Here is a 20,890-nt window from a genome sequence, read left to right as displayed (position 1 = left end):
TCGTTAGTTCCCGCTTAATATTTTAAATTTGAAGGAAACAAGCGAGAAACTATGACTACCAACCGCGAAAACGGCAGTTTATATACCAAAATCGAAAACGGCATTGCTCATTTGGAATTCGGGCATCCGGCCAGCAACTCCTTCCCATCAGTGCTTTTAGAACGTCTGGAAAAGGAAATTCAAAAGCTTTCTGAAGACGAAAATGTAAATATCATTCTTCTGAAGTCGGAAGGTGAAAAAGCCTTCTGTGCCGGGGCATCTTTCGATGAACTGGTGGCGATTGAAACTATGCAGGCCGGGAAAGTATTTTTCTCAGGATTTGCCAATGTGATCAACGCGATGCGCAAATGCAAAAAATTAATTGTAGGCCGCGTACAGGGAAAGACAGTAGGTGGCGGGGTAGGCCTGGTGGCCGCTTGCGACTACGCGATGGCTACCGATGCAGCGGCAATTAAACTTTCTGAACTAAGCATAGGCATTGGCCCCTTCGTAATTGCTCCCGCGGTAGAACGTAAAATTGGTGTAGGCGCGCTTGCCGAGTTAAGTCTGGCCGCGCACGAATGGAAGAATGCTTACTGGGCGAAGGAAAAAGGTCTTTACGCCCGGGTTTTCGAATCTATAAAAGAACTGGACAGGGAAATAGAGATCTTCACCGGCAAACTGGCTTCCTATAACCCCGAGGCGCTTTTTGAAATGAAAAAAGCCCTGTGGAAAGAAACCTCCCATTGGGACCAACTCCTGGCCGAACGGGCTGCAATTTCAGGCGAGCTCGTGCTTTCAGATTTCACCAAAAATGCCCTGGAAAAATTCAAAAAGTAAGATTATGGCACTTCAGCAACATTTACCGAAAGACAGGCCTGCAAGCCGGGAACAGGAATGGGGTTACAGCCTCTGGGAATTTATTACAGGAAACTGGGAGTACCTCGCGGGTATTCTTCTCATCCTTATCATTTTTTTCTTCGCCCGATATAATTGGAGAAAACGCCAAAAATCTAAATTCGACAATTAATGGATAGCGAGGTCTGGGATTTTTTTCAATTTATGAGCGGGATGGGCTTTTGGCTTATTCTTGCTGTCGTTTTGGTAATAGTTGTTCTTTACAAAAAATTTAAAAAATGATTACCTGGTTTTTAACCAACCCGTGATACTTAGACGGGTAGTTTCTACCGGTTTTACCTCGTGTTCCAGCACCTGGCTTTCAAAAATCACCACTCTGCCCGGCATAGGGTAGATAGTTTTTGAAATTTCCTGCCCGTCCTCATTGGTATAGATCACCAATTCTCCACCATTTTCGGGCTTCCAGTCTTCGTCGTTTAAGTAACAAACCAGCGAAAGTTTTCTGCGCGAATCGTTTTGAAAGGTATCCAAATGCCTTTTATAAAAAGTGCCTTTAGGGTATAGAGCATAATGGAACTCTTTGGTGAGAATCCCCAAAAAACAGGTTTTGTTGAGATAATCGATTAGAGAATTTATCTTGCTGAAAAATTTTTGTTCGGCTTCCCCTGCTTCGGCCTCATTGAGCCAGAGAATAAAATCCCCGCGTACCTCTTTTTCGATGATCTCATTGGTTTTATTCCCGATAGCCGCTTTCTTAAAAGCATCTTCCTCATATTTTTGTTTCAAAGCCTCCCGAAGGGCTTTAACCTCAGCTTCGTCAAAAAAACGATCGGCGATGCAATATTGCTTTTCAACCAATTCAGAGATAATTTCCTCATAATAAGGATTCAGCTTGAATTCGAGTTGCTCAAAAAGTTCGGTAACAGTGTTTTCCATCTTTCAAAAATTTCGCAAATATAATTCAGAAACCAATTCAAAAATTGAAAAAATTAAAGGCCTTATCTTTGCTGAAAATTTAATGCAATGAGTAAGATACGAATCACCAAACAGTTTAGTTTTGAAACCGGTCACGCCCTTTATGGCTACGACGGAAAATGCCGCAATGTTCACGGGCATAGCTATAAACTAAGCGTTACGGTGATTGGAAAACCCATTACCGATACTACCAACGTAAAATTCGGAATGGTGATTGATTTCGGAGATTTAAAGCGTATCGTAAAAGCTGAAATCGTCGATAAATTTGATCACGCCACGGTATTTAACAAAAACACCCCGCACGTAGAACTGGCCGAAGAATTAAAATCCAGAGGCCATCACGTGATTCTGGTAAACTACCAACCTACCAGCGAAAATATGGTGATTGATTTTGCTGAAAAAATCAAAAAGCACCTTCCCGAACATATAGAATTGCATTCGCTAAAACTCCAGGAAACCGAGTCGAGTTTCGCCGAGTGGTATGCGAGCGATCAAAATGCCCCCTCCCGATAACTATCGGGACCCAAATGGGGAGTAATGGTTTCAATATACCTTATAAATCCCGATAGCTATGCGGGATGAAAACCTGTGAGGTCTAATATCAAAATATTTATATTTACAGCATAGAATCATTTTTAATGACCATTCCCGAAGGTAAAAAAGTCTATTTTTCAAGTGATAATCATCTCGGTGCCCCTACCCAGGAAGAAAGTCGGCCGCGGGAGATTAGATTTGTAAAGTGGCTGGATGAGATAAAAGAAGATGCAGCGGCAATTTTTTTGCTGGGCGACCTCTTCGATTTTTGGTTTGAATATAAACACGCTGTTCCCAAAGGCTTTGTAAGGGTTTTGGGAAAATTAGCCGAAATAAAAGAAAGTGGGATTCCCGTCTATTTTTTTGTAGGAAATCACGATCTCTGGATGCAGGATTATTTCGAAAAAGAACTCAATATCCCGGTATTTCATAAACCACAGGAATTCACTTTTAATGAAAAGCTGTTTTTAGTAGGTCACGGCGACGGACTTGGCCCCGGAGATCACGGTTACAAACGAATGAAAAAGTTGTTCACCAATCCCGTAGCCAAATGGTTATACCGCTGGTTACATCCCGATTTAGGCATCCCGCTGGCGCAGTATTTTTCAGTAAAAAACAAGATGATTTCGGGGGTGGAAGACCAGAAATTTTTGGGAGAAGAGAAAGAATGGCTTATCCAGTACTGCAAAAGAAAACTGGAACAAAAGCATTATGATTACTTCATCTTTGGTCACAGGCACCTACCGCTGGAAATTGACTTAAACGGCAAATCTACCTACCTCAACACCGGCGATTGGATTTCTCATTATACCTATGCGGTATTTGATGGGGAAAAGGCTAGTTTGGAAAAATTATAAATCTCAATTTCGATTTTTAGAACTTAAATTCTATACCACTTTTAATCCTCCGCAATATCCTTCAGCTTTAGCTGAATACTCACATTGCCGTTCCATTCGTTTTCATCGAGACTGTAGACTGCTTTAAAAACTTTGTTTTTTTCAATGATATCCAGTTTTTCACCCAGGTTAAAACCTATCATATCGAAAACCGGGCCTTCATCTTTTTGCTTTACCGCACATTTCAGATGCGTTTTATCGGCGCCCACACATTTGCCAAAACCGGTGTCTTTTAAATTTCGGGACATAAATACCGGGCTCATATTCCCGGGGCCAAATGGCGCAAATTGTTTTAGAATCCGATAAAATTTCGGGCTGATATCTTCCAGCTTTAATTCGGCATCGATGCTAATTTCGGGGGTCAGCAGTTTTTTATCTATACTTTCTGAAACCACTTCTTCGAACTTCCGTTTAAAATTTTCATATTCGGATGCCATCAAGGTAAGTCCGGCCGCATATTTATGACCTCCAAACTGCTCGATGTGGTCACGGCAGGCTTCCAGGGCATTGTAGACATCAAAACCCTTTACCGATCTGGCCGAAGCCGCCAAACGTTCCCCGCTTTTGGTAAAAACCAAAGTTGGCCGGTAATAACTTTCGGTAAGCCGGGAGGCAACAATCCCAATTACGCCCTTGTGCCAGTTTTCGTGATAAACCACCGTGGTAAACCGCTGTTGTTCCTGTAATTCTTCAATTTGAGCCAGGGCTTCTACGGTGATGCTTTTATCGGCATCCTTGCGATCGGCATTATATTTTTCAATTTCGCCGGCCATAGTAGCGGCTGTATTTTCATCCTCTTCCATTAGCAAGCTCACGGCATGCAGGCCGTGCTTCATTCTTCCGGCGGCGTTGATACGCGGTGCGATAATAAAAACTACGTCACTAATGCTTATTTTCGGCTTTTTAACCTGGGAAAGAATAGCTTTGAATCCGGCGCGGGGTTGAAGGTTAATGATTTGCAAACCGTGAAAAGCTAAAACCCTGTTTTCTCCCGTTATCGGAACTATATCTGCGCCAATTGCCGTAGCTACCAGGTCGAGATAAAGCAATAATTTTTCTACATTTCCTCCGCGTTTCTCGGTAATTGCCTGTATGAGTTTAAAGCCCACACCACAACCACAAAGTTCCTTGTAGGGATATGCACAATCTTCACGCTTTGGATCCAAAACTGCCACCGCATCAGGGATTTCATTGCCCGGCCGGTGATGATCACAAATTATAAAATCGATATTTTTTTCAGCAGCATAAGCGACTTTATCTATGGCCTTTATCCCGCAATCCAGGGCAATGATAAGACTAATGTCATTATCTTCAGCAAAATCGATTCCCTGGTAGGAAACTCCGTAGCCTTCAGCATAACGATCTGGAATGTAGGTAGCGATATTGGGGCTCAAAGTCTTTAGAAACGACGCCATAAGGGCCACGCTGGTAGTACCGTCTACATCATAATCTCCATACACCATTATGTTTTCCCCATTGGCCAGGGCCTGCTCAATGCGATCTACCGCTTTATCCATATCCTTCATCAGAAACGGGTCGTGCAAATCTTCCAAAGCCGGCCTGAAAAACTTTTTAGCCGCTTCGAAATCTTCGATACCTCTTTGCATAAGCAGGCTTGCTATAGGTTTCTCCACGCCTAATTTTTCGGCGAGTTTGGCGACTTTCAGGGAATCGGGTTTTGGCTTAAGCGTCCAGCGCATAATTTAATGATGATTTATTTCACAAAAATAAAAAGCTGATTTGTGAACCAGGCTTTCTAATAAATTAATAAGTAAAAATCCGCATTTATTTTTTTAAAACCTGCTGAATACGACTTTGCAGTTGGGGCACGATCTCTTCCTCAAACCAGGGGTTTTTTTGCCGCCAGAATCGGTTTACAGGAGAAGGATGCGACAGGCACCAGTACCGGGGTAAGTAATCTTGGAAATTTCTCACTTTCTCAGTTAGATTTTTCTTTCCGGTTATATAATAGGATGCTGCATAAGCTCCAATTAATATCACGAGTTCTGCTTTTTGCATCTTTTCCAAAAAGGCCTTATGCCATAAGGGGGCGCATTCTTTGCGGGGAGGGGCATCGCCCGACTTCGCCTTTCCGGGATAACAAAATCCCATTGGCAAAATCGCAAAATTTGAGGTATCGTAAAAACTTTCACTGTTTACCCCCAGCCAATCTCTGAGTTTTTTTCCGCTTTGATCGTTGAAGGGTACTCCGGTTTCGTGAACTATTCTACCCGGCGCCTGACTAATTAAAATAATTTTTGACTTTTCGCTGGCCTTAACTATTGGCCTGGCGCCAAGCGGCAGGTGTTTTTCACAAAACCGGCAATCTCTTGCCTGCTCCAATAATTCCTGCATCAGGACTTACCTTTTACTATAATTACAATTTCTCCCTTTGGGGGTTTTTGGGTATAATGCTGAATCACTTCTGAAAGATTTCCTCTCACGGTTTCTTCGTGCAGCTTAGTGATTTCGCGGGAAACAGAAACCTGGCGGTCTTCTCCATAATATTCAGAAAAATGAGAAAGAGTTTTCAGCAATTTATGAGGGGATTCATAAAAAATCATCGTTCGGGTTTCTTCTGAAAGTATTCTAAGCCGGGTTTGCCTGCCTTTTTTCACCGGAAGAAATCCTTCGAAAACGAATTTATCATTTGGCAGGCCACTATTCACAAGGGCCGGCACAAAGGCTGTCGCCCCGGGCAGGCAGTCTACTTCTATGCCCTGTGCAATGCATTCGCGCACCAGTAAAAATCCCGGGTCTGAAATTGCCGGAGTTCCAGCGTCGCTAATCAATGCAATGGTTTGACCGGCTTTGATGCGCTCTGCGATAGAAGTCACCGTTTTGTGCTCATTGTGCATATGGTGGCTTTGCATTGGGGTTTCGATCTCAAAATGCTTTAAAAGTTTCCCGCTGTTTCGGGTATCTTCGGCCAGAATAAGATCTACTTCTTTAAGCAGCCTAACCGCCCTAAAAGTCATATCTTCAAGGTTACCAATGGGAGTAGGCACCAGGTAAAGCTTAGCCATAAATATTACTCGTATTTATTGCTTATTCGTTCCAGAAAACGTTCTTCATAAACCTCCTTACCTTCCCAATGATTGTAATCGGGTTTCACGATCTTTTCGATGAACTTTTTAGCTTCTTCCAGCGAATCTATTGTATTGAGTTGGGAAAGCACCCTGTTGTAATCGGCGGCATTGCCATCAAAAAGATGCTTGATAAAGGACAATCTTTCATTTAAACCGATATTGATTCCTTTTTTGAGCCTGTCGTTAACCGATTTTGGCCGGTTTTCCTTTTGGCGGTTATTTAAAGGCTCAAAATTGGGCAGGTTATCGTAATCTACCCCAATATTTCTGAAATCATTTTTTGGTGCCGGAGGTTGCTGTGGTTTTGGTGCAGGTTTCGCCGCAGGTTTTTGTTCGGCTTTGGGCTTAACCGGCTCTTCGATGTCATCGAAAAGCTGATCTACCTTTTGAGTTTCAGGTGGCATTTGCGCCACTATATCCTTTATTTTCTCGGTTGCCGGCTCGGTGATGGCCTCTTCATCGCGATACTGGGTACCGTCTGGAAAATCGTCAAAACCAAAACTTTGAGACTCCTCTTTTTTAATTTCGGAAGCAGCAGGCTTTGGCGCAGACTCGGTTTCCACGGGAGTTGGCTCTACCTCAGCTTTGATTTCTTTGGTTTCTTCAGCCATAAATTTTTCGGTATAGCTCAGCAAACTGAGTTTTTCAAAAAGCTTCAGGGCTTTGATTTTTAGATCTTCAGTATTAAAATCTCCTTTTTGTATTTCGGAGGCCAGATTTTTTAATTCGGCCTGGATTTTCTCTTTCATAACGAAATATTTTCAGCAATAAAACTAGATAACATATAAACGAAATAAGCCATTAAATTATTAAGTTTCCCCTTAATAACTTTAGACCGGCCCGGGCTTTCCCGGCTTGCTTTTTTAATAAATTTGTTCCACCTTTATCGCAAAGCGGCAAGTCCCGTTTCGATCTGAAAATTACGAAATGTTTCTCGAAAATACAGTAAATCATAAGGAGCAATTTGGCTGGATAGAAGTTATTTGCGGCAGTATGTTCTCTGGCAAGACCGAAGAGCTCATTCGCAGGCTGAAACGCGCCCAGTTTGCCCGTCAAAAAGTTGAAATTTTTAAGCCCGCCATAGATAAGCGTTACGACGAGGAGATGGTAGTATCTCACGATGCCAACGAAATCAGGTCTACGCCGGTACCTTCGGCTTCTCATATCCCTATGCTGGCCGATGGTTGTGATGTGGTGGGAATAGATGAGGCACAGTTTTTCGATGATGAGATCGTTAGCGTTTGTAACGACCTTGCCAACCGCGGAATTCGCGTAATCGTCGCCGGCCTGGATATGGATTTTAAGGGAAATCCTTTTGGTCCTATGCCCAATCTTATGGCTACCGCCGAATATGTCACCAAAGTCCACGCAGTATGCACCCGCACGGGAAACCTGGCACAATACAGCTACCGAAAATCGGTAAACGATGACCTGGTTTTTCTTGGTGAGACTGAAGAGTACGAACCTTTAAGCCGCGCGGCTTATTATAAAGCCATGATACACGAAAAACTTCGCAAAATGGAAGTAAAAGAGCCTGAAGAATTCAATTCAAAGCTTAATAAAGAAGATGCCTAAAGCACAGGAAACCTGCCTGGAAATAGACCTGGCCGCATTAGAACACAATTATAGACACATTCGGTCAAAACTCGGGGAAGAAACCCGGTTTATGTCGGTGGTCAAGGCCTATGCCTATGGCAATGATTCTATAGCGATCGCCAAAAAATTGGAAGAGCTGGGCACCGATTATTTTGCAGTGGTCTATACTTACGAAGGCGAACGCCTAAGAGAAGCCGGGATCACCAAACCTATTCTGATTTTGCACCCGCAACCGGTTAATTTTAAAAGCATTATCGACAATTGTCTTGAACCTAATCTTTATAGCGAGAGGGTTTTAAAGGAATTTATTGAGCTTGCTGAAGATTTAAACCTGCTCGACTACCCTGTTCATATTAAACTTAACACAGGAATGAATCGCCTTGGGTTTACTGAAGAAAATAGTGAAACTATGTTCCAACTGCTGAAGAATACGGGTTCGGTGAGGCTGGCTTCGGTATTTTCGCATTTGGCGGTAAGTGAAGACTGGAAAGAGAGAGAATTTACTTTAGGCCAGATTTATAAATTCAGGGAAATCGGGATGCAGGTGCTTAGAGAATTTGAACAACCGCCTTTATTTCATATTTGCAATAGCTCTGCGATTTTTAATTATCCCGAAGCACATTTCGATATGGTGCGCTGCGGGCTGGGGCTTTACGGATTTGCCAATGATGAAAAACTGAATGCTTCTTTAAAGCCGGTGGGTACATTAAAAACAGTGATTTCTCAAATTCAGGAATTAAAGGAGGGAGACAGCCTGGGTTACGGAAGAAAATTTATCGCTCCCAAACCCACCCGAATTGCCACTCTGCCCCTGGGACACGCCGATGGCATTAAAAGAATCTACGGAAATGGCAAGGCAGGTGTGATTATCAATGATGAGTTCGCACCAATTTTGGGCAATGTTTGCATGGATATCATTATGGTAGACGTCACCGAAATAGATTGTGCTGAAGGAGATGAAGTAATCGTTTTTGGAGGCCCGCAAAAGGCAAGCTTTTTCGCCCAGGCCGGCGGCACTGTTACCTACGAATTAATTACCGGGATTTCCCAAAGAGTAAAACGCATCATCCTGCCTGAAAAATAATTTCTGAAGATTTATTAATTATTTATGTAATTTAGTTGAAACTAATCAACTAAACCATCTTCTATGGGATTTTTTAAAGATTTCAAAGCCTTTTTAATGAAGGGCGATATCGTAGCTCTTGCTACGGCGGTTGTAATTGGTGCAGCCTTTAATAAGATTGTATCATCGGTAGTAGCCGATGTGATTATGCCTATTATCGGGGTGATTACGGGCGGGGAAGATTTTTCTCAAAAATTCATCGCCTTAGACGGCGGCGACTACGAAAGTCTGGAAGCCGCGCAGGCAGCCGAGGCGGCCATACTCACCTACGGAAATTTGATCGATGCCATTATTCACTTTATTATCGTAGGATTTTTTATATTTTTGGTACTGAGAGCCTACGAGCGAACCAAGAAGAAAAAGGAAGAAGCTCCTGCAGCTCCAAAAGGTCCTACTCAGGAAGAATTGCTCATCGAAATTAGAGACGAGCTGAAAAAACAGAACAGAACTCCTTAAGGAGATTTGAAAATACGAGCACCGCTACACTGCTCATTTTATGTAAATCGCAATTTAACTAAACCCCGCAGACATCTGTGGGGTCTTTTTTTAACCAAAATTGCGAATTAGTTCAAAAACCATAATTCTGAACAATTTTAAGCGCTGAAACTGGGTAAGTTAGTGCCGGGATAATAAATTTGCGGCTGGTTATTTTTAGACCTCACAGGTTTTGATCCCGCATAGCTATCGGGACCTGTGAGGTCTATAATAAAAAGGATTTCAAAAAAATAGAATTCCGCCCGAGTTTGTAAAATATTTGGCCAGGGTGCGGAAAGACTAAAAGAAAAGATAATAGATTCCCGTCTTCAGGGGAATGACAAAAGTTAAGTTATGAGAGTAGCAGTAGTTGGCGCCACCGGGATGGTGGGCGAGATCATGTTAAAAGTACTGGCAGAAAGAAATTTCCCGGTTAGTGAATTGTACCCGGTAGCTTCAGAGCGATCGGTTGGAAAGAAGATTGAGTTTAACGGAAAGGAATACGAAGTAATTGGCTTGCAGGCCGCTGTAGATATTAGACCCGATATCGCACTTTTTTCTGCCGGGGGAGACACCTCTTTAGAATGGGCTCCAAAATTTGCCGAAAACGGCACCACCGTAATAGACAATTCTTCAGCCTGGCGAATGGATGCCTCCAAAAAACTGGTGATTCCAGAAATTAATGCTTCAGAATTAACTTCAGAAGATAAAATTATCGCCAACCCTAACTGTTCTACCATTCAGCTTTTAATGGCGCTAAAGCCGCTGCACGACAGGTATAAAATCAAACGGGTAATCGTTTCTACCTACCAGTCGATCACGGGCACCGGGGTAAAGGCCGTACAACAATTAGAAAATGAATTTGCAGGAGAGAAGGGCGAAATGGCCTACCCCTATCCTATTCACAAAAATGCGCTGCCACACTGTGATGTTTTCCAGGAAAACGGATACACTAAGGAAGAGATGAAACTCACTAAAGAAACCAAAAAGATACTGGGAGATGATTCGGTGAATGTAAGTGCAACCGCGATTAGAATCCCGGTGGTGGGAGGGCATTCAGAATCGGTGAATGTTGAATTTGAGCAGGATTTTGAAGAGGCTGAAGTTCGCAAATTGCTAAGTGAATTCCCAGGAGTTACGGTTCAGGACAACCCCGATACCAATACTTACCCGATGCCAATTTATGCTGAAGGCAAAGACGATGTGTTTGTAGGCAGAATTCGAAGAGATTATTCACAACCCAATTCCCTAAATATGTGGGTGGTAGCCGATAACCTTAGAAAAGGAGCTGCAACCAATACCATTCAAATCGCGGAATATCTGGTGAAAAATAAGCTGGTATAATACTTGCGATAAGTATAAACTTTGAAGGAAACCCGAAAAAATCAATCGGGTTTCCTATTTTTGCGAATTGATGAGAGAAATGAAAATATATATCGCCCTGATTTTTGCCATAATTTTTATGGGTTCGGGCGTAATGAATTCTGTTCATTCCCTCACTCACGATTCTGCTCAGGGAGAGGTTGAGAAAACTTCTAATTTCGCCAGCGATCTTAACGATTGTGATTTATGTGATTTTCATTTCACCACTTTTGAACTTCCGCCAGAAAACACCTGGATAGTTTACCCTCCATTCGAGGCTATTGCCTATAATATTTCCTTAACCGCTTCAGTGAATCCTGAGGCTGCTTCCTATTTTGCTCTTCGGGCACCCCCTGTCGTAATCTAAGCTTTGATAGCTCAATGAATTTTGTGGAATTTTTCACAAAATCCAAAAGACAGCGAAGCCTACTTCAGTCTTAATTTTACAGCAGTTACAACCCGAATTCCGGACAAATTTATGAGGCAATTTAGCATAATATTATTCTTAGTATTTTTCCCGATTTTCCTTCAGGCCCAACAGGTTAGGCTGGAAGGCAAGGTAACCGATGAATCTGGTTTGCCGCTGGAAAATGCTCATATTCATATCGGGCAATATTTTGCGCTGGCCAAAAGTGGCGGGGAGTATTCCCTTAACCTCCCCAAAGGCGAATACCGCATCAATGTTACTTTCCTGGGTTTTAGAGAAATTGACACCCTGGTTAATCTGCAACGAGACAGAGTCCTTAATTTTGTACTTGAGGAAGATATGGCCGGGCTGGATGAGGTGATGATAAGTGCCATTCAACGTCGCAGCAGCTCGCAAAATATAGAACGGGTTTCCAAAGATTTCATCCAGGAGCAGTTTTCGGGGTCCCTGGCGCAGAGCCTGGAACGAATCCCGGGAGTAAACGCGATGGAAATTGGTGCGGGAACTTCAAAACCCATCATTCGGGGGCTTGGCTTCAATCGTGTGGCAGTTAGCGAAAACGGCATTAAACAGGAAGGCCAGCAATGGGGCGCCGATCACGGCCTCGAAATAGACGCTTTAAACGTTGAAGGCGTGGAAATCAAAAAAGGCGTTGGCGCCATTGAATATGGTAGTGATGCTATAGGCGGAGTGGTTGAAATCATCAACGACCGGGTGCCTGAAAAAGGTCTTTCCGGGGAGGTGATTGGTTTTGCTAAAAGTGTGAATAATACCCTTGCCGCCTCTACCAATCTATCTTATAGAAAAGACAAATTTTTCTATAAAATCAAGGCCACGGCCACCGAATTTGGAGATTATAACGTACCGACCGATAATATCATTTACCTCTCCCGCAATATTCCCATTTTCAACGAGCGTTTGAAAAATACTGCCGGAAAAGAAAATAACCTTTACGCTCAACTTGGTTATTTTGGTGAACAATACAAGGGGAGTTTAAGCTTTAGCAATGTCTATTTTAAGTCGGGGTTTTTTCCGGGAGCTCACGGGGTGCCGTCGATAAACCGGGTACAGGATGATGGCGACCAAAGGAATATCGATTATCCGTTTCAAAGGGTGAATCATTTTAAGATTCTGAATAAAAACGAGTGGTTTTTCAGCAGTTCGAGCCTTAGCTTAAACCTGGGCTTTCAAAACAACCACCGCCAGGAATGGAGTAGATTTCATACGCATTACAGCGGCCAGCAGCCGGCCGATGTGAATCCAGATTTAGAATTGGATTTTAATTTAAACACCTGGGATGCTCAATTAAAATTTTCCAAAACCTTTTCTGAAGAGCACGAATCTGAAATAGGGCTTCAAACCCAGCATCAGAACAACAATATCGCCGGTTTCAATTTCCTGCTTCCGGAGTATGACCGCACAAACTATGCGGCCTTTTTCATCCATAAATGGCAGGCAACCCAAAACACCCAGTTTAGTCTGGGAGGGCGATTTGATATTAGTAGAATTCAGATCGAAGAAGCCTACGACCCCAATTTATACGATTATCTCATTCGCCGGGGTTTACCTGATGCTGAAGCTCGGGACTACGCCCTGCGAAGCGAGGGAGGCACCCGAAATTTCAGAAATTTCAACCTGATGGCCGGCGCGCTGTTTAATCTGGATAATAACTGGGACCTTAGTTTTAACACCGGAAGCAGTTTTAGACTTCCTACTGCCATCGAGCTGGGCGCCAACGGGATTCATCACGGTTCTTTTAGGCACGAACGCGGAGATTTCAATCTTAGTTCTGAACAGGGTTATGTTTTGGATGCTGCTTTGAATTACAGAAAAAATTCCTTAAGTCTTGGTTTGAGCCCTTATGTGTATTATTTCAGCAATTATATTTTTCTGAACCCCAGTGGGGAATTCTCTATTTTACCGCACGCAGGGCAAATTTACCAGTTCACGCAAAGTGAAGCCGTGCTGGCCGGGGTGGAATTTAATGCTGAAAAACAATTTTTCGAGCGGCTGCACACCGCCTTTAGCTTTGAGTATCTCTATAATCGCCAGTTAGATCGCGAAAACGGGAGAAATTACCCGCTGCCCTTTACCCCGCCTGTGAATGGTTTTGCGGAGGTTGGCTATACTTTATTTCCCGATTCGAAGACCTTTGAAAACACCGAGATTTCTGCCAATACCACTTTCGCCCTTGAGCAGGATCGAATTGCTCAAAATGAAGAGATCACCCCTGGCTATCAGCTTTTTGGCGCCGGATTAAGCACCAACCTGAATTTGGGGAATTTCACCGCCAATTTAAACTTCAGGGCTACGAATATTTTTAATACCAGGTATTTTAATCATACCAACTTTTACAGAGCTCTGGAAATTCCCGAAATGGGCCGAAATTTGCAGCTCATGATAAGAATTCCTATAGGTCAATGAAAAAACTGAAGCAACATATCGCTTTTTTCCTGCTGCTCGGCTTTCTTACGCCGCAGCTTGCTTCGGGATTTCATTATGCCTTAATTCCGCATAAAATCATTGCCGAGCAGGAAGTAGATTTACACAGTCCCACGCCCGATTTAGGCTGGCATTCCTGCGCCTGGCATTTTCAGGCCACCAATGCGTGGCTGGAGCCCGGCCTAATTTCCGATTTTTCAAAAAAGGAAATTATTAATCTAAAACCCGCCTTCGCAGGCTTGCAGTTTTACGTACACGAACCAGATTTCAATTTTAGCCTGCGCGGCCCCCCGGAAGGCAGGGAATTAGCCAGATTATAAGATTACAAAAACAATTATTTCAGAAATAAAAAATTCAAAAAATGAAAACCAGATTAATTTATTTATTCAGCATTAGTTTAAGTTTAGTATTAACCGCTTGTAGTGACGACGATGCGACATTACCTGATACCGAAAAGCCGGTGATTAGCCTAATGGAACCGCATGACGAAGAAGAATTCGCTCCCGGAGAGGAAATTCACTTTGAAGCTCTCTTTACCGACAATGAAGAATTGGCTTCCTACAAAATCGAAATTCACAATGCTTTCGATGATCATACCCACGCCTATTTAAAAAGCGAGGAGCACCAGGATAACCCCTGGAGTTATGATATGGTTTTCCAGATCGAACCCGGAAATACTACTTATGAAGCTGATCAGCACATAGATATTCCTACTGAGATTAACGGCGAGCCTATTAGTGAAGGAGCCTATCATTTTGGGGTTTATGTTACCGATAGAGCCGGAAATGAGCAGCAGGCTTTCCTTGAGATTCATATCGAAGGAGAACACAGCGATACTGACCACGGTCACGATCACTAGAATTTTTTTAAATCTATAAGAATAAAGGCCGGTTTTTAACATTCCGGCCTTTATTTATTTAAGTCTCATTGCATTATAGCTCTGATTTTAGCTATTTTTGGGTGTATTAAATTAAATTTTATGAAAAAAATATTTATCCCCTTGTTTGCCATTGGAATTCTGAGTTCCTGTAATGATAACAATCAAGAAAAAGAATTAAGCTTGAAATATCCCGAAACTAAAAAAGTAGATACCGTTACCAATTATTTTGGTACCGAGATCAAAGATCCCTACCGCTGGCTCGAAGACGACCGCAGTGAGGAAACAGGCGAATGGGTAAAAGCCCAAAATGAAGTAACCTTTGATTATCTTGAAAATATTCCCTTTAGAAAAGATCTCGAAGAGAGACTAACCGAGCTTTGGAATTATGAGAAAATAAGTGCTCCCAGAAAAGAAGGAGATCACATCTATTTCTCAAAGAATGACGGCCTGCAAAATCACTATGTAGTTTATCGCAAGAAAAACGAAGACGGCGATGCCGAGGTGTTTTTAGATCCTAATGAATTTAGCGAAGATGGCACTACCTCCCTGGCCGGACTTAGTTTTTCTGAAGATGGAAGCAAGGCAGCCTATGCTATTTCTGAAGGTGGTAGCGATTGGAGAAAAATCATCATCATCGATACCGAAACCAGAGAAGCTATAGAAGACACGATAAAAGACGTGAAATTCAGTGGAATTTCTTGGAAAGAAAACGATGGCTTCTACTATTCTAGCTACGAAAAGCCGGAAGGCAGCGAGCTTTCTGCCAAAACCGATCAGCATAAACTTTACTATCATAAGCTGGGAACTTCCCAGGCTGAAGATAAAGTCATTTTTGGTGATTCTGAAGCTCAAAAACATCGCTATGTGGGCGGAAGTGTTTCAGAAGATAATCGCTATCTCTTTATTTCAGCCAGAAATTCAACTTCGGGCGGGAAACTTTTTATGATGGACCTTCAGCAGCAAAACCCTGAACTGGTAACTATCCTCGATCACGAAGATTCTGATACCTATGTGATGGACAACGATGGAAGCACTTTGTTCATAGTAACCAATCTCGATGCGCCAAATCGTAGAGTGGTGAAAGTAGACGCTGCAAATCCTGCTCCCGAAAACTGGGAAGATGTAATTCCCGAAACCGAAAATGTGCTTAGCCCATCTACAGCTGGCGGCTATATCTTCGCCCGGTATATGGTAGATGCCGTTTCTAAGGTTGAGCAATATGATTTCGATGGAAACCTGGTGAGAGAAATTGAACTTCCGGGAGTTGGCTCTGCCGGTGGCTTTGGTGCTAAAAAAGAAGATAAGGAGCTGTATTACAGCTTTACCAATTATGTAACCCCGGGAACTATTTTTAAACTGAATATTGAAGAAGGTACTTCTGAAGTTTACAACAAACCCAATATCAAATTCAATCCCGAAGATTACGAAAGTAAGCAGGTGTTTTATACCTCAAAAGATGGCACCAGGGTTCCTATGATTATCACGCATAAAAAAGGCCTGGAATTAAACGGAAAAAACCCAACTATGCTGTACGGTTACGGCGGATTCAACATTAGCCTAACCCCTTCTTTCAGCACTGCCAATGCGGTTTGGTTGGAACAGGGCGGCGTGTACGCTGTTCCTAACCTGCGTGGTGGTGGTGAATATGGTAAAGAATGGCACGATGCCGGTACCAAACTCAACAAACAAAACGTTTTTGACGATTTTATCGCAGCTGCCGAATATCTTATCGAAGAAAATTATACTTCAAGCGATTACCTGGCCATTCGCGGAGGTTCAAATGGCGGACTTCTGGTAGGAGCTACTATGACCCAGCGTCCTGAGCTTATGAAAGTCGCCTTACCTGCAGTTGGGGTAATGGATATGTTGCGTTATCACACTTTCACCGCCGGAGCCGGCTGGGCTTACGATTACGGAACCGCTGAAGATAATGAAGAAATGTTTCAGTACCTTCTTGATTATTCTCCCGTTCACAATTTGGAAGAAGGGGTAGAATACCCTGCAACACTGGTAACTACCGGCGATCATGATGACCGCGTGGTACCGGCGCATTCCTTCAAGTTTGCAGCCGAATTACAGAACAAGCAGGCTGGCAGTAATCCTGCTCTTATCAGGATCGAAACCAAAGCCGGGCACGGCGCAGGAAAACCCACCAAAATGATCATAGAGGAATATGCCGATATCTTTGGCTTTACCCTTTATAATATGGGCTTTGAAGTGCTTCCCAGCAAAACAAAGGAAGAAGTAAAAGGATAAGGTTTTTTTAATTTCAAACCAGCCTCACAGTTTCAGTAATGCTGAAATTGTGAGGTTTTTTATTTTTTCTTTTTGTCAACCAATTCCAATTTGCCATCCTTCAGCAAATATCCTTTTTCAGCTTCATAGAGAATTTCTTCATCATCATCGCTATAGGCCTCGAGCAAAATATAATCCCCGGCCGTTGCCTCTTTTAGCCTTCGCACTTTTTCTTCTCCATTACAGGCTTCACCAATCACTTTATACTCTTCATCCTCATATTTGGTTTGGGTGCCCATAACCTCTAAAGGCAGGAGTTCTTCCAGGTATTTCGTATAAATTTCGAGACCACCGGTGATGATATAGACTTTAACCCCATCAGCAGCAAAACGCCTGATGTCCTCTACCATTTCACTTCTGAAATATTCGGGATATTCGATCTCCCAGAATTGTCGTGCATATTTTTGCACCTGCTCTGGAGAAAGATGGTTTAGATAGTTGTAAAAATTCTCCTTGAAGCTGGTTTTATCTATAAGCGGCGTTTTACCAATAAGCTTTAGCCAGCCAATCTGTGCAAGGTGAATGAGTTTATGGCCTTTTTTATAACAAATGAATTTAAAGAATTCGTCTTTTGAAGATTTTCGATACAGGCATTGATTAAGGTCGTACACCACAATTTTTTCCATAGGCTTAAGCGGAAACTTTTTCGTTAGAAGTTTTACCTTTGAAAAGATAAGGAAATCGTCACAAGCCAATGCCGGTTTTATCATTTCCTAAACAAGAAATTTATGCTGAAATTAAATAAGGTTTCTTTCGCTTATGCTGAAAAACCCATCCTGAAAAACATAAATTTCACCCTCGAGAAAGGGGAAATCCTTTCGGTAATTGGTGAGAGCGGCTGCGGAAAAAGCACCCTCTTAAAACTTATTTATGGATTGCTGCATACCGACGGGAAAATCTTTTGGGGAGACAGGGAATTGCGCGGGCCCGAATTTAACCTTGTACCCGGAGAAGATTTTATAAAATACCTGGCACAGGATTTCGATTTGATGCCACCCTTAAGCGTAGCCGAAAATATTGGAAAACATCTCAGCAATATGTACCCGCGTAAAAAGAAAAAACGCATCGCCGAGCTTTTAGAGGTGGTTGAAATGACAGAAGTCGCTAATCAAAAGGCCGGGCATCTAAGCGGCGGGCAGCAACAACGGGTGGCCCTGGCACGTGCGCTAGCCCGTGAACCCGAATTGCTTCTGCTCGATGAACCTTTTAGCCATATAGACCATTTCAGAAAAAATAAACTGCGGCGGCGGCTATTTCGATATCTCAAAGCGCATAACATCGCCTGTATTGTAGCCACTCACGACAGCACCGACGCCCTATCTTTTGCCGATAAGACCATAGTGCTCAAAAATGCAAAAATCCACGCTCAGAACTCCCCAGAGCTTTTATACAGGAATCCGCCGAACAGATACGTGGCCTCTCTTTTCGGAGAGGTAAATGAAATTATGCTCAAACTGCTGAAACCTCAGGAAAAGAGTAGAAAAAAGATCTTGTTATATCCGCACGAAATAAAGATTAGGCCCAATTCAAAAATTAAAATTGAAGTGCAGGAATCTTATTTTAACGGAAAAAATTACTTGTTGAGAGCCCTTTTGCAAGATCAAACGATTTTTATAGAAAATGAGACGGCTCTGGAGCCGGGCACTCACACAGGGATTGATATCTCAGAAGAAATCATCAATTCCAGGATTTAATCAGACTACCGATTCAATTTTAAGTTGAGTACCATTCAACCGAAAATCTTCTCCTGCCTTTTTTCCAATTAAAGCCTGAGCTACGGGAGAATTTACGCCCACGGCATAGAATTTTTCAGCATTTACCTCCAGCACTCCGGCGGGAATCGCTATAAAATAATTGGCGGCAGTGGTTTTTACCACACTTCCAAAACCAATAAGTTCCTGTTGTTTGAGCGGGATAGAATTTATTGTTTTTCTAAGCTTTCCGTATTGCTCCAACTGTCCCGATAATTTTTCGAATTCCAAATGCAGCATCGCCCGGCCGGTTTCATATTTATCGCCCATCGAGCATTTGGTCTCCAGCTTGAGCGCAGCCTGCAAGTCGTCGATATTTCTATGGATTTTTTCAATGCGCTCCTCAACGTAAGTTTTGGCCTTTTCTATCAATAGATGTTTTAGCTCGCTCATTCTTCCCGCTTTTCAAAACTGAATTTTCCATAATTTTTCATCTGCCTTACGATCCAGGCTTTTCGGTCTTCAATATAGCCACTGGCAGGATTTGCACGATATTCCCTGGGGTTGGGTAGAATCGCTGCAATGGCAGCCGCTTCGAAAGGAGTTAATTGCGAAGCCGATTTATTAAACCAATGTCGGGAAGCTGCTTCAGCGCCATAAACCCCACGGCCCATTTCTATGCTGTTTAAATACACTTCTAAAATTCGCTGTTTACTCCAAAAAGTTTCGATTAGAAAAGTAAAATACACCTCCAGGCCTTTTCTAAACCAGTTTCTGGAAGGCCACAAAAACACATTCTTTGCGGTTTGCTGAGAAATCGTACTGGCCCCCCGAACTCTCTTCCCCTTTTTATTATCTTCAATCGCCTCCTGAATAGCTTCATAATCGAAACCATTATGATTCATAAAATTTTGATCTTCACTGGCGATCACGGCTAATTGAAGATGCAGAGAAATCTCCTCGCGCGGCACCCATTGATGCTGAATTTTCTCATCTGGATTCTCAAAACTCCTAATGGCCATAAGCGGCGTATAAGGCACGGGAACCCAGCCGTAAAGAATAACAAGCAGAATGGAAAGCAACACCAGGCTCACGAGGCTTTTCCAAACAATTCTGAAGATTTTTTTTATCATTTTACAAGCTCTGAGAGTTCTTTACCGATTAAACTGCCAATCGCCACGCCCATTCCACCAAGGCGCACCCCGCAATATACATTATTTGACAATTGTTTTATCACAGGTTTTTTGCTGTTTCCAACACCCATTATCCCGCTCCAGCGTTGCTCTATTTCAAAGGTAGTTTCCGGCAAAATACTGGTTTTTAAAAGATTTTCCAGCCGGTTTTGAATGAGGGGAGTTTGGTCCAGGCTTGTGGTTTCTTCCGCTTTAAAGTCGAGGTTCCTGCCTCCTCCAAACAGGATTCTATCGTGAATATTTCTGAAGTAATAATAGCCCTTATCCAGATGAAAAGTGCCTTTAATTTTTAGATTTTTTATGGGTTTGGTGATAAGAACCTGGGCGCGGGCGGGCTTTACCTCCTCTATTCCCAGCTGCCGGGCAAAGCCGTTTGTGGCGATGAGCAGCTTCTGGGCTGAAAATTCAAACTTATCGCATTTGATTTTAACTGAATTAGCACCGTCTGAAAATTCCTGAACACTAACAGAATTTATAATTTTAATTCCTGCAGTCTGTGCTTTCTTCAACAATTCCTGCATCATTTTTCCCGTGTTGAGCTGGCCCTCAAATTTGTTGTAAACCAATTTTTTCTGAATTTCCCTGAATCCAAAAATGTTCTTCTCAACACTAAAAACTTCAGTTCCGAAAAGAGGTTTTAAAAGCCGATTGACCTCCCCGATTTTTGAACTGCATTCTTCAAAAAGTTCCGAGTCTTCTTTGGTAAAAAGTTCATAGCCTCCATACTCCCGGTAGCCAATATTGGCATCTTCTAAATTATTCCGAAGCAAATCCAGGCCTTTTCTTCTTTTTTGGATGAGCTGTAATACATCTTCTTCAGAATGGGTTTTCAGGTCCTCGAGAATTTCAGAAATACTTCCAAAGCAGGCAAATCCGGCATTTTTTGTGCTGGCCCCATTGGGCAACAGGCCCCTTTCTAAAATTAAAATTTTGGCCTTTGGATGGTTCTTTTTGAGCTGCAGGCCGCAATTAAGGCCGGTGATTCCGCTGCCAATAATACAAAAGTCGATATTTGAAAACCAGGTTTGGGTTTCCCAGTAGGAAAGATTCATTGAGCAGGTTAATTTTTCAATGAA

At 42.6% G+C, this 20,890-nt stretch carries 23 protein-coding genes; 14 read left to right on the top strand and 9 right to left on the bottom strand.

All coding sequences use genetic code 11. The annotated features are described in order from the left end of the window. Nucleotides 1-51: 51 nt before the first annotated feature. Both ACW6QP_RS01415 and ACW6QP_RS01410 read left to right on the top strand, forming a co-directional pair. Nucleotides 52-819: an enoyl-CoA hydratase/isomerase family protein gene (locus ACW6QP_RS01415; RefSeq protein WP_457909046.1), complete on the top strand. Its 768-nt coding sequence runs from the start codon at nucleotides 52-54 to the stop codon at nucleotides 817-819. Between the two features lie 4 nt (nucleotides 820-823). Beyond that, a complete protein-coding gene (locus ACW6QP_RS01410; protein WP_457909045.1) occupies nucleotides 824-1,009 on the top strand; it encodes a hypothetical protein in 186 nt (61 codons plus the stop codon). 110 nt (nucleotides 1,010-1,119) lie between these two features. On the opposite strand, the gene ACW6QP_RS01405 is transcribed toward ACW6QP_RS01410, so the two are convergent. Beyond that, nucleotides 1,120-1,773 (bottom strand): 2OG-Fe(II) oxygenase, encoded by a 654-nt coding sequence (locus ACW6QP_RS01405; protein ID WP_457909044.1) that lies wholly within the window; start codon nucleotides 1,771-1,773, stop codon nucleotides 1,120-1,122. An 87-nt stretch (nucleotides 1,774-1,860) separates the two neighbouring features. Here ACW6QP_RS01405 and ACW6QP_RS01400 point away from each other — a divergent pair, with 87 nt between their 5' ends. Both ACW6QP_RS01400 and ACW6QP_RS01395 read left to right on the top strand, forming a co-directional pair. Continuing rightward, complete coding sequence (locus ACW6QP_RS01400; protein WP_457909043.1) at nucleotides 1,861-2,325, top strand: 6-pyruvoyl trahydropterin synthase family protein; 465 nt, start codon at nucleotides 1,861-1,863, stop codon at nucleotides 2,323-2,325. Between the two features lie 125 nt (nucleotides 2,326-2,450). Then, on the top strand, nucleotides 2,451-3,203 hold the full coding sequence (locus ACW6QP_RS01395) for a UDP-2,3-diacylglucosamine diphosphatase (protein WP_457909042.1): 753 nt from the start codon (nucleotides 2,451-2,453) through the stop codon (nucleotides 3,201-3,203). A 41-nt stretch (nucleotides 3,204-3,244) separates the two neighbouring features. On the opposite strand, the gene recJ is transcribed toward ACW6QP_RS01395, so the two are convergent. The 4 genes from recJ to ACW6QP_RS01375 form a co-directional block, all read right to left on the bottom strand. Beyond that, nucleotides 3,245-4,942, bottom strand: coding sequence for a single-stranded-DNA-specific exonuclease RecJ (recJ, locus tag ACW6QP_RS01390; RefSeq protein ID WP_457909041.1), 1,698 nt, complete (start codon nucleotides 4,940-4,942; stop codon nucleotides 3,245-3,247). An 85-nt stretch (nucleotides 4,943-5,027) separates the two neighbouring features. Beyond that, nucleotides 5,028-5,597, bottom strand: a complete 570-nt coding sequence (locus ACW6QP_RS01385) for a uracil-DNA glycosylase family protein (RefSeq protein WP_457909040.1) — start codon at nucleotides 5,595-5,597, stop codon at nucleotides 5,028-5,030. Next, nucleotides 5,597-6,268 (bottom strand): 16S rRNA (cytidine(1402)-2'-O)-methyltransferase, encoded by a 672-nt coding sequence (gene rsmI / locus ACW6QP_RS01380; protein WP_457909039.1) that lies wholly within the window; start codon nucleotides 6,266-6,268, stop codon nucleotides 5,597-5,599. The genes ACW6QP_RS01385 and rsmI overlap by 1 nt, the downstream gene beginning before the upstream one ends. Nucleotides 6,269-6,273: 5 nt before the next feature. Then, nucleotides 6,274-7,080 (bottom strand): hypothetical protein, encoded by an 807-nt coding sequence (locus ACW6QP_RS01375; protein WP_457909038.1) that lies wholly within the window; start codon nucleotides 7,078-7,080, stop codon nucleotides 6,274-6,276. Between the two features lie 178 nt (nucleotides 7,081-7,258). Between ACW6QP_RS01375 and ACW6QP_RS01370 the strand changes: the two genes are divergently transcribed. The 9 genes from ACW6QP_RS01370 to ACW6QP_RS01330 all read left to right on the top strand — a co-directional run bounded on the left by ACW6QP_RS01370 (nucleotide 7,259) and on the right by ACW6QP_RS01330 (nucleotide 16,891). Further along, on the top strand, nucleotides 7,259-7,906 hold the full coding sequence (locus ACW6QP_RS01370) for a thymidine kinase (RefSeq protein ID WP_457909037.1): 648 nt from the start codon (nucleotides 7,259-7,261) through the stop codon (nucleotides 7,904-7,906). After that, nucleotides 7,899-9,011: an alanine racemase gene (alr, locus tag ACW6QP_RS01365; RefSeq protein ID WP_457909036.1), complete on the top strand. Its 1,113-nt coding sequence runs from the start codon at nucleotides 7,899-7,901 to the stop codon at nucleotides 9,009-9,011. Before ACW6QP_RS01370 ends, alr begins: the two co-directional genes overlap by 8 nt. 63 nt (nucleotides 9,012-9,074) lie before the next feature. Beyond that, nucleotides 9,075-9,506 (top strand): large conductance mechanosensitive channel protein MscL, encoded by a 432-nt coding sequence (mscL, locus tag ACW6QP_RS01360; protein WP_457909035.1) that lies wholly within the window; start codon nucleotides 9,075-9,077, stop codon nucleotides 9,504-9,506. A gap of 372 nt (nucleotides 9,507-9,878) precedes the next feature. Beyond that, nucleotides 9,879-10,868 carry an aspartate-semialdehyde dehydrogenase gene (locus ACW6QP_RS01355; RefSeq protein ID WP_457909034.1) on the top strand — a complete coding sequence of 330 codons (990 nt, stop codon included), beginning with the start codon at nucleotides 9,879-9,881 and terminating at the stop codon, nucleotides 10,866-10,868. Between the two features lie 79 nt (nucleotides 10,869-10,947). Next, nucleotides 10,948-11,253, top strand: a complete 306-nt coding sequence (locus ACW6QP_RS01350) for a DUF2946 family protein (protein WP_457909033.1) — start codon at nucleotides 10,948-10,950, stop codon at nucleotides 11,251-11,253. 111 nt (nucleotides 11,254-11,364) lie between these two features. Then, nucleotides 11,365-13,737, top strand: a complete 2,373-nt coding sequence (locus tag ACW6QP_RS01345; protein ID WP_457909032.1) for a TonB-dependent receptor — start codon at nucleotides 11,365-11,367, stop codon at nucleotides 13,735-13,737. Next, nucleotides 13,734-14,075: a hypothetical protein gene (locus ACW6QP_RS01340; RefSeq protein ID WP_457909031.1), complete on the top strand. Its 342-nt coding sequence runs from the start codon at nucleotides 13,734-13,736 to the stop codon at nucleotides 14,073-14,075. The genes ACW6QP_RS01345 and ACW6QP_RS01340 overlap by 4 nt, the downstream gene beginning before the upstream one ends. 41 nt (nucleotides 14,076-14,116) lie before the next feature. After that, nucleotides 14,117-14,614, top strand: a complete 498-nt coding sequence (locus tag ACW6QP_RS01335; RefSeq protein WP_457909030.1) for a DUF4625 domain-containing protein — start codon at nucleotides 14,117-14,119, stop codon at nucleotides 14,612-14,614. Nucleotides 14,615-14,734: 120 nt separating this feature from the next. After that, nucleotides 14,735-16,891 carry a prolyl oligopeptidase family serine peptidase gene (locus tag ACW6QP_RS01330; RefSeq protein ID WP_457909029.1) on the top strand — a complete coding sequence of 719 codons (2,157 nt, stop codon included), beginning with the start codon at nucleotides 14,735-14,737 and terminating at the stop codon, nucleotides 16,889-16,891. Nucleotides 16,892-16,950: 59 nt separating this feature from the next. Here ACW6QP_RS01330 and ACW6QP_RS01325 read toward each other — a convergent pair whose 3' ends face one another. Beyond that, a complete protein-coding gene (locus ACW6QP_RS01325; protein WP_457909028.1) occupies nucleotides 16,951-17,640 on the bottom strand; it encodes an HAD family hydrolase in 690 nt (229 codons plus the stop codon). An 18-nt stretch (nucleotides 17,641-17,658) separates the two neighbouring features. Between ACW6QP_RS01325 and ACW6QP_RS01320 the strand changes: the two genes are divergently transcribed. Further along, complete coding sequence (locus ACW6QP_RS01320) at nucleotides 17,659-18,624, top strand: ABC transporter ATP-binding protein (protein WP_457909027.1); 966 nt, start codon at nucleotides 17,659-17,661, stop codon at nucleotides 18,622-18,624. Here the strand turns inward: ACW6QP_RS01320 and ACW6QP_RS01315 are convergent, their stop codons facing one another. The 3 genes from ACW6QP_RS01315 to ACW6QP_RS01305 are packed head-to-tail and all read right to left on the bottom strand — an operon-like array spanning nucleotide 18,625 to nucleotide 20,866. Beyond that, nucleotides 18,625-19,074, bottom strand: coding sequence for a transcription elongation factor (locus ACW6QP_RS01315; RefSeq protein WP_457909026.1), 450 nt, complete (start codon nucleotides 19,072-19,074; stop codon nucleotides 18,625-18,627). Further along, on the bottom strand, nucleotides 19,071-19,754 hold the full coding sequence (gene mtgA / locus ACW6QP_RS01310; RefSeq protein WP_457909025.1) for a monofunctional biosynthetic peptidoglycan transglycosylase: 684 nt from the start codon (nucleotides 19,752-19,754) through the stop codon (nucleotides 19,071-19,073). The genes ACW6QP_RS01315 and mtgA overlap by 4 nt, the downstream gene beginning before the upstream one ends. After that, the gene (locus ACW6QP_RS01305) at nucleotides 19,751-20,866 is read right to left on the bottom strand and encodes an NAD(P)/FAD-dependent oxidoreductase (protein WP_457909024.1); all 1,116 of its coding nucleotides are present in this window, start codon (nucleotides 20,864-20,866) and stop codon (nucleotides 19,751-19,753) included. Before ACW6QP_RS01305 ends, mtgA begins: the two co-directional genes overlap by 4 nt. Nucleotides 20,867-20,890 lie beyond the last annotated feature (24 nt).

Source organism: Salegentibacter haimaensis (genome assembly GCF_054121495.1).
Note: the sequence above shows the minus strand (reverse complement) of the source record. Positions and strands in the feature narration are given on the sequence as shown.

Excerpts from the sequence above, each read along its gene's own strand:
- ACW6QP_RS01415 (WP_457909046.1), top strand. The coding sequence starts at position 52 with ATGACTACCAACCGCGAAAACGGCAGTTTATATACCAAAATCGAAAAC.
- ACW6QP_RS01410 (WP_457909045.1), top strand. The coding sequence starts at position 824 with ATGGCACTTCAGCAACATTTACCGAAAGACAGGCCTGCAAGCCGGGAA.
- ACW6QP_RS01405 (WP_457909044.1), bottom strand. The coding sequence starts at position 1,773 with ATGGAAAACACTGTTACCGAACTTTTTGAGCAACTCGAATTCAAGCTG.
- ACW6QP_RS01400 (WP_457909043.1), top strand. The coding sequence starts at position 1,861 with ATGAGTAAGATACGAATCACCAAACAGTTTAGTTTTGAAACCGGTCAC.
- ACW6QP_RS01395 (WP_457909042.1), top strand. The coding sequence starts at position 2,451 with ATGACCATTCCCGAAGGTAAAAAAGTCTATTTTTCAAGTGATAATCAT.
- recJ (WP_457909041.1), bottom strand. The coding sequence starts at position 4,942 with ATGCGCTGGACGCTTAAGCCAAAACCCGATTCCCTGAAAGTCGCCAAA.
- ACW6QP_RS01385 (WP_457909040.1), bottom strand. The coding sequence starts at position 5,597 with ATGCAGGAATTATTGGAGCAGGCAAGAGATTGCCGGTTTTGTGAAAAA.
- rsmI (WP_457909039.1), bottom strand. The coding sequence starts at position 6,268 with ATGGCTAAGCTTTACCTGGTGCCTACTCCCATTGGTAACCTTGAAGAT.
- ACW6QP_RS01375 (WP_457909038.1), bottom strand. The coding sequence starts at position 7,080 with ATGAAAGAGAAAATCCAGGCCGAATTAAAAAATCTGGCCTCCGAAATA.
- ACW6QP_RS01370 (WP_457909037.1), top strand. The coding sequence starts at position 7,259 with ATGTTTCTCGAAAATACAGTAAATCATAAGGAGCAATTTGGCTGGATA.
- alr (WP_457909036.1), top strand. The coding sequence starts at position 7,899 with ATGCCTAAAGCACAGGAAACCTGCCTGGAAATAGACCTGGCCGCATTA.
- mscL (WP_457909035.1), top strand. The coding sequence starts at position 9,075 with ATGGGATTTTTTAAAGATTTCAAAGCCTTTTTAATGAAGGGCGATATC.
- ACW6QP_RS01355 (WP_457909034.1), top strand. The coding sequence starts at position 9,879 with ATGAGAGTAGCAGTAGTTGGCGCCACCGGGATGGTGGGCGAGATCATG.
- ACW6QP_RS01350 (WP_457909033.1), top strand. The coding sequence starts at position 10,948 with ATGAAAATATATATCGCCCTGATTTTTGCCATAATTTTTATGGGTTCG.
- ACW6QP_RS01345 (WP_457909032.1), top strand. The coding sequence starts at position 11,365 with ATGAGGCAATTTAGCATAATATTATTCTTAGTATTTTTCCCGATTTTC.
- ACW6QP_RS01340 (WP_457909031.1), top strand. The coding sequence starts at position 13,734 with ATGAAAAAACTGAAGCAACATATCGCTTTTTTCCTGCTGCTCGGCTTT.
- ACW6QP_RS01335 (WP_457909030.1), top strand. The coding sequence starts at position 14,117 with ATGAAAACCAGATTAATTTATTTATTCAGCATTAGTTTAAGTTTAGTA.
- ACW6QP_RS01330 (WP_457909029.1), top strand. The coding sequence starts at position 14,735 with ATGAAAAAAATATTTATCCCCTTGTTTGCCATTGGAATTCTGAGTTCC.
- ACW6QP_RS01325 (WP_457909028.1), bottom strand. The coding sequence starts at position 17,640 with ATGATAAAACCGGCATTGGCTTGTGACGATTTCCTTATCTTTTCAAAG.
- ACW6QP_RS01320 (WP_457909027.1), top strand. The coding sequence starts at position 17,659 with ATGCTGAAATTAAATAAGGTTTCTTTCGCTTATGCTGAAAAACCCATC.
- ACW6QP_RS01315 (WP_457909026.1), bottom strand. The coding sequence starts at position 19,074 with ATGAGCGAGCTAAAACATCTATTGATAGAAAAGGCCAAAACTTACGTT.
- mtgA (WP_457909025.1), bottom strand. The coding sequence starts at position 19,754 with ATGATAAAAAAAATCTTCAGAATTGTTTGGAAAAGCCTCGTGAGCCTG.
- ACW6QP_RS01305 (WP_457909024.1), bottom strand. The coding sequence starts at position 20,866 with ATGAATCTTTCCTACTGGGAAACCCAAACCTGGTTTTCAAATATCGAC.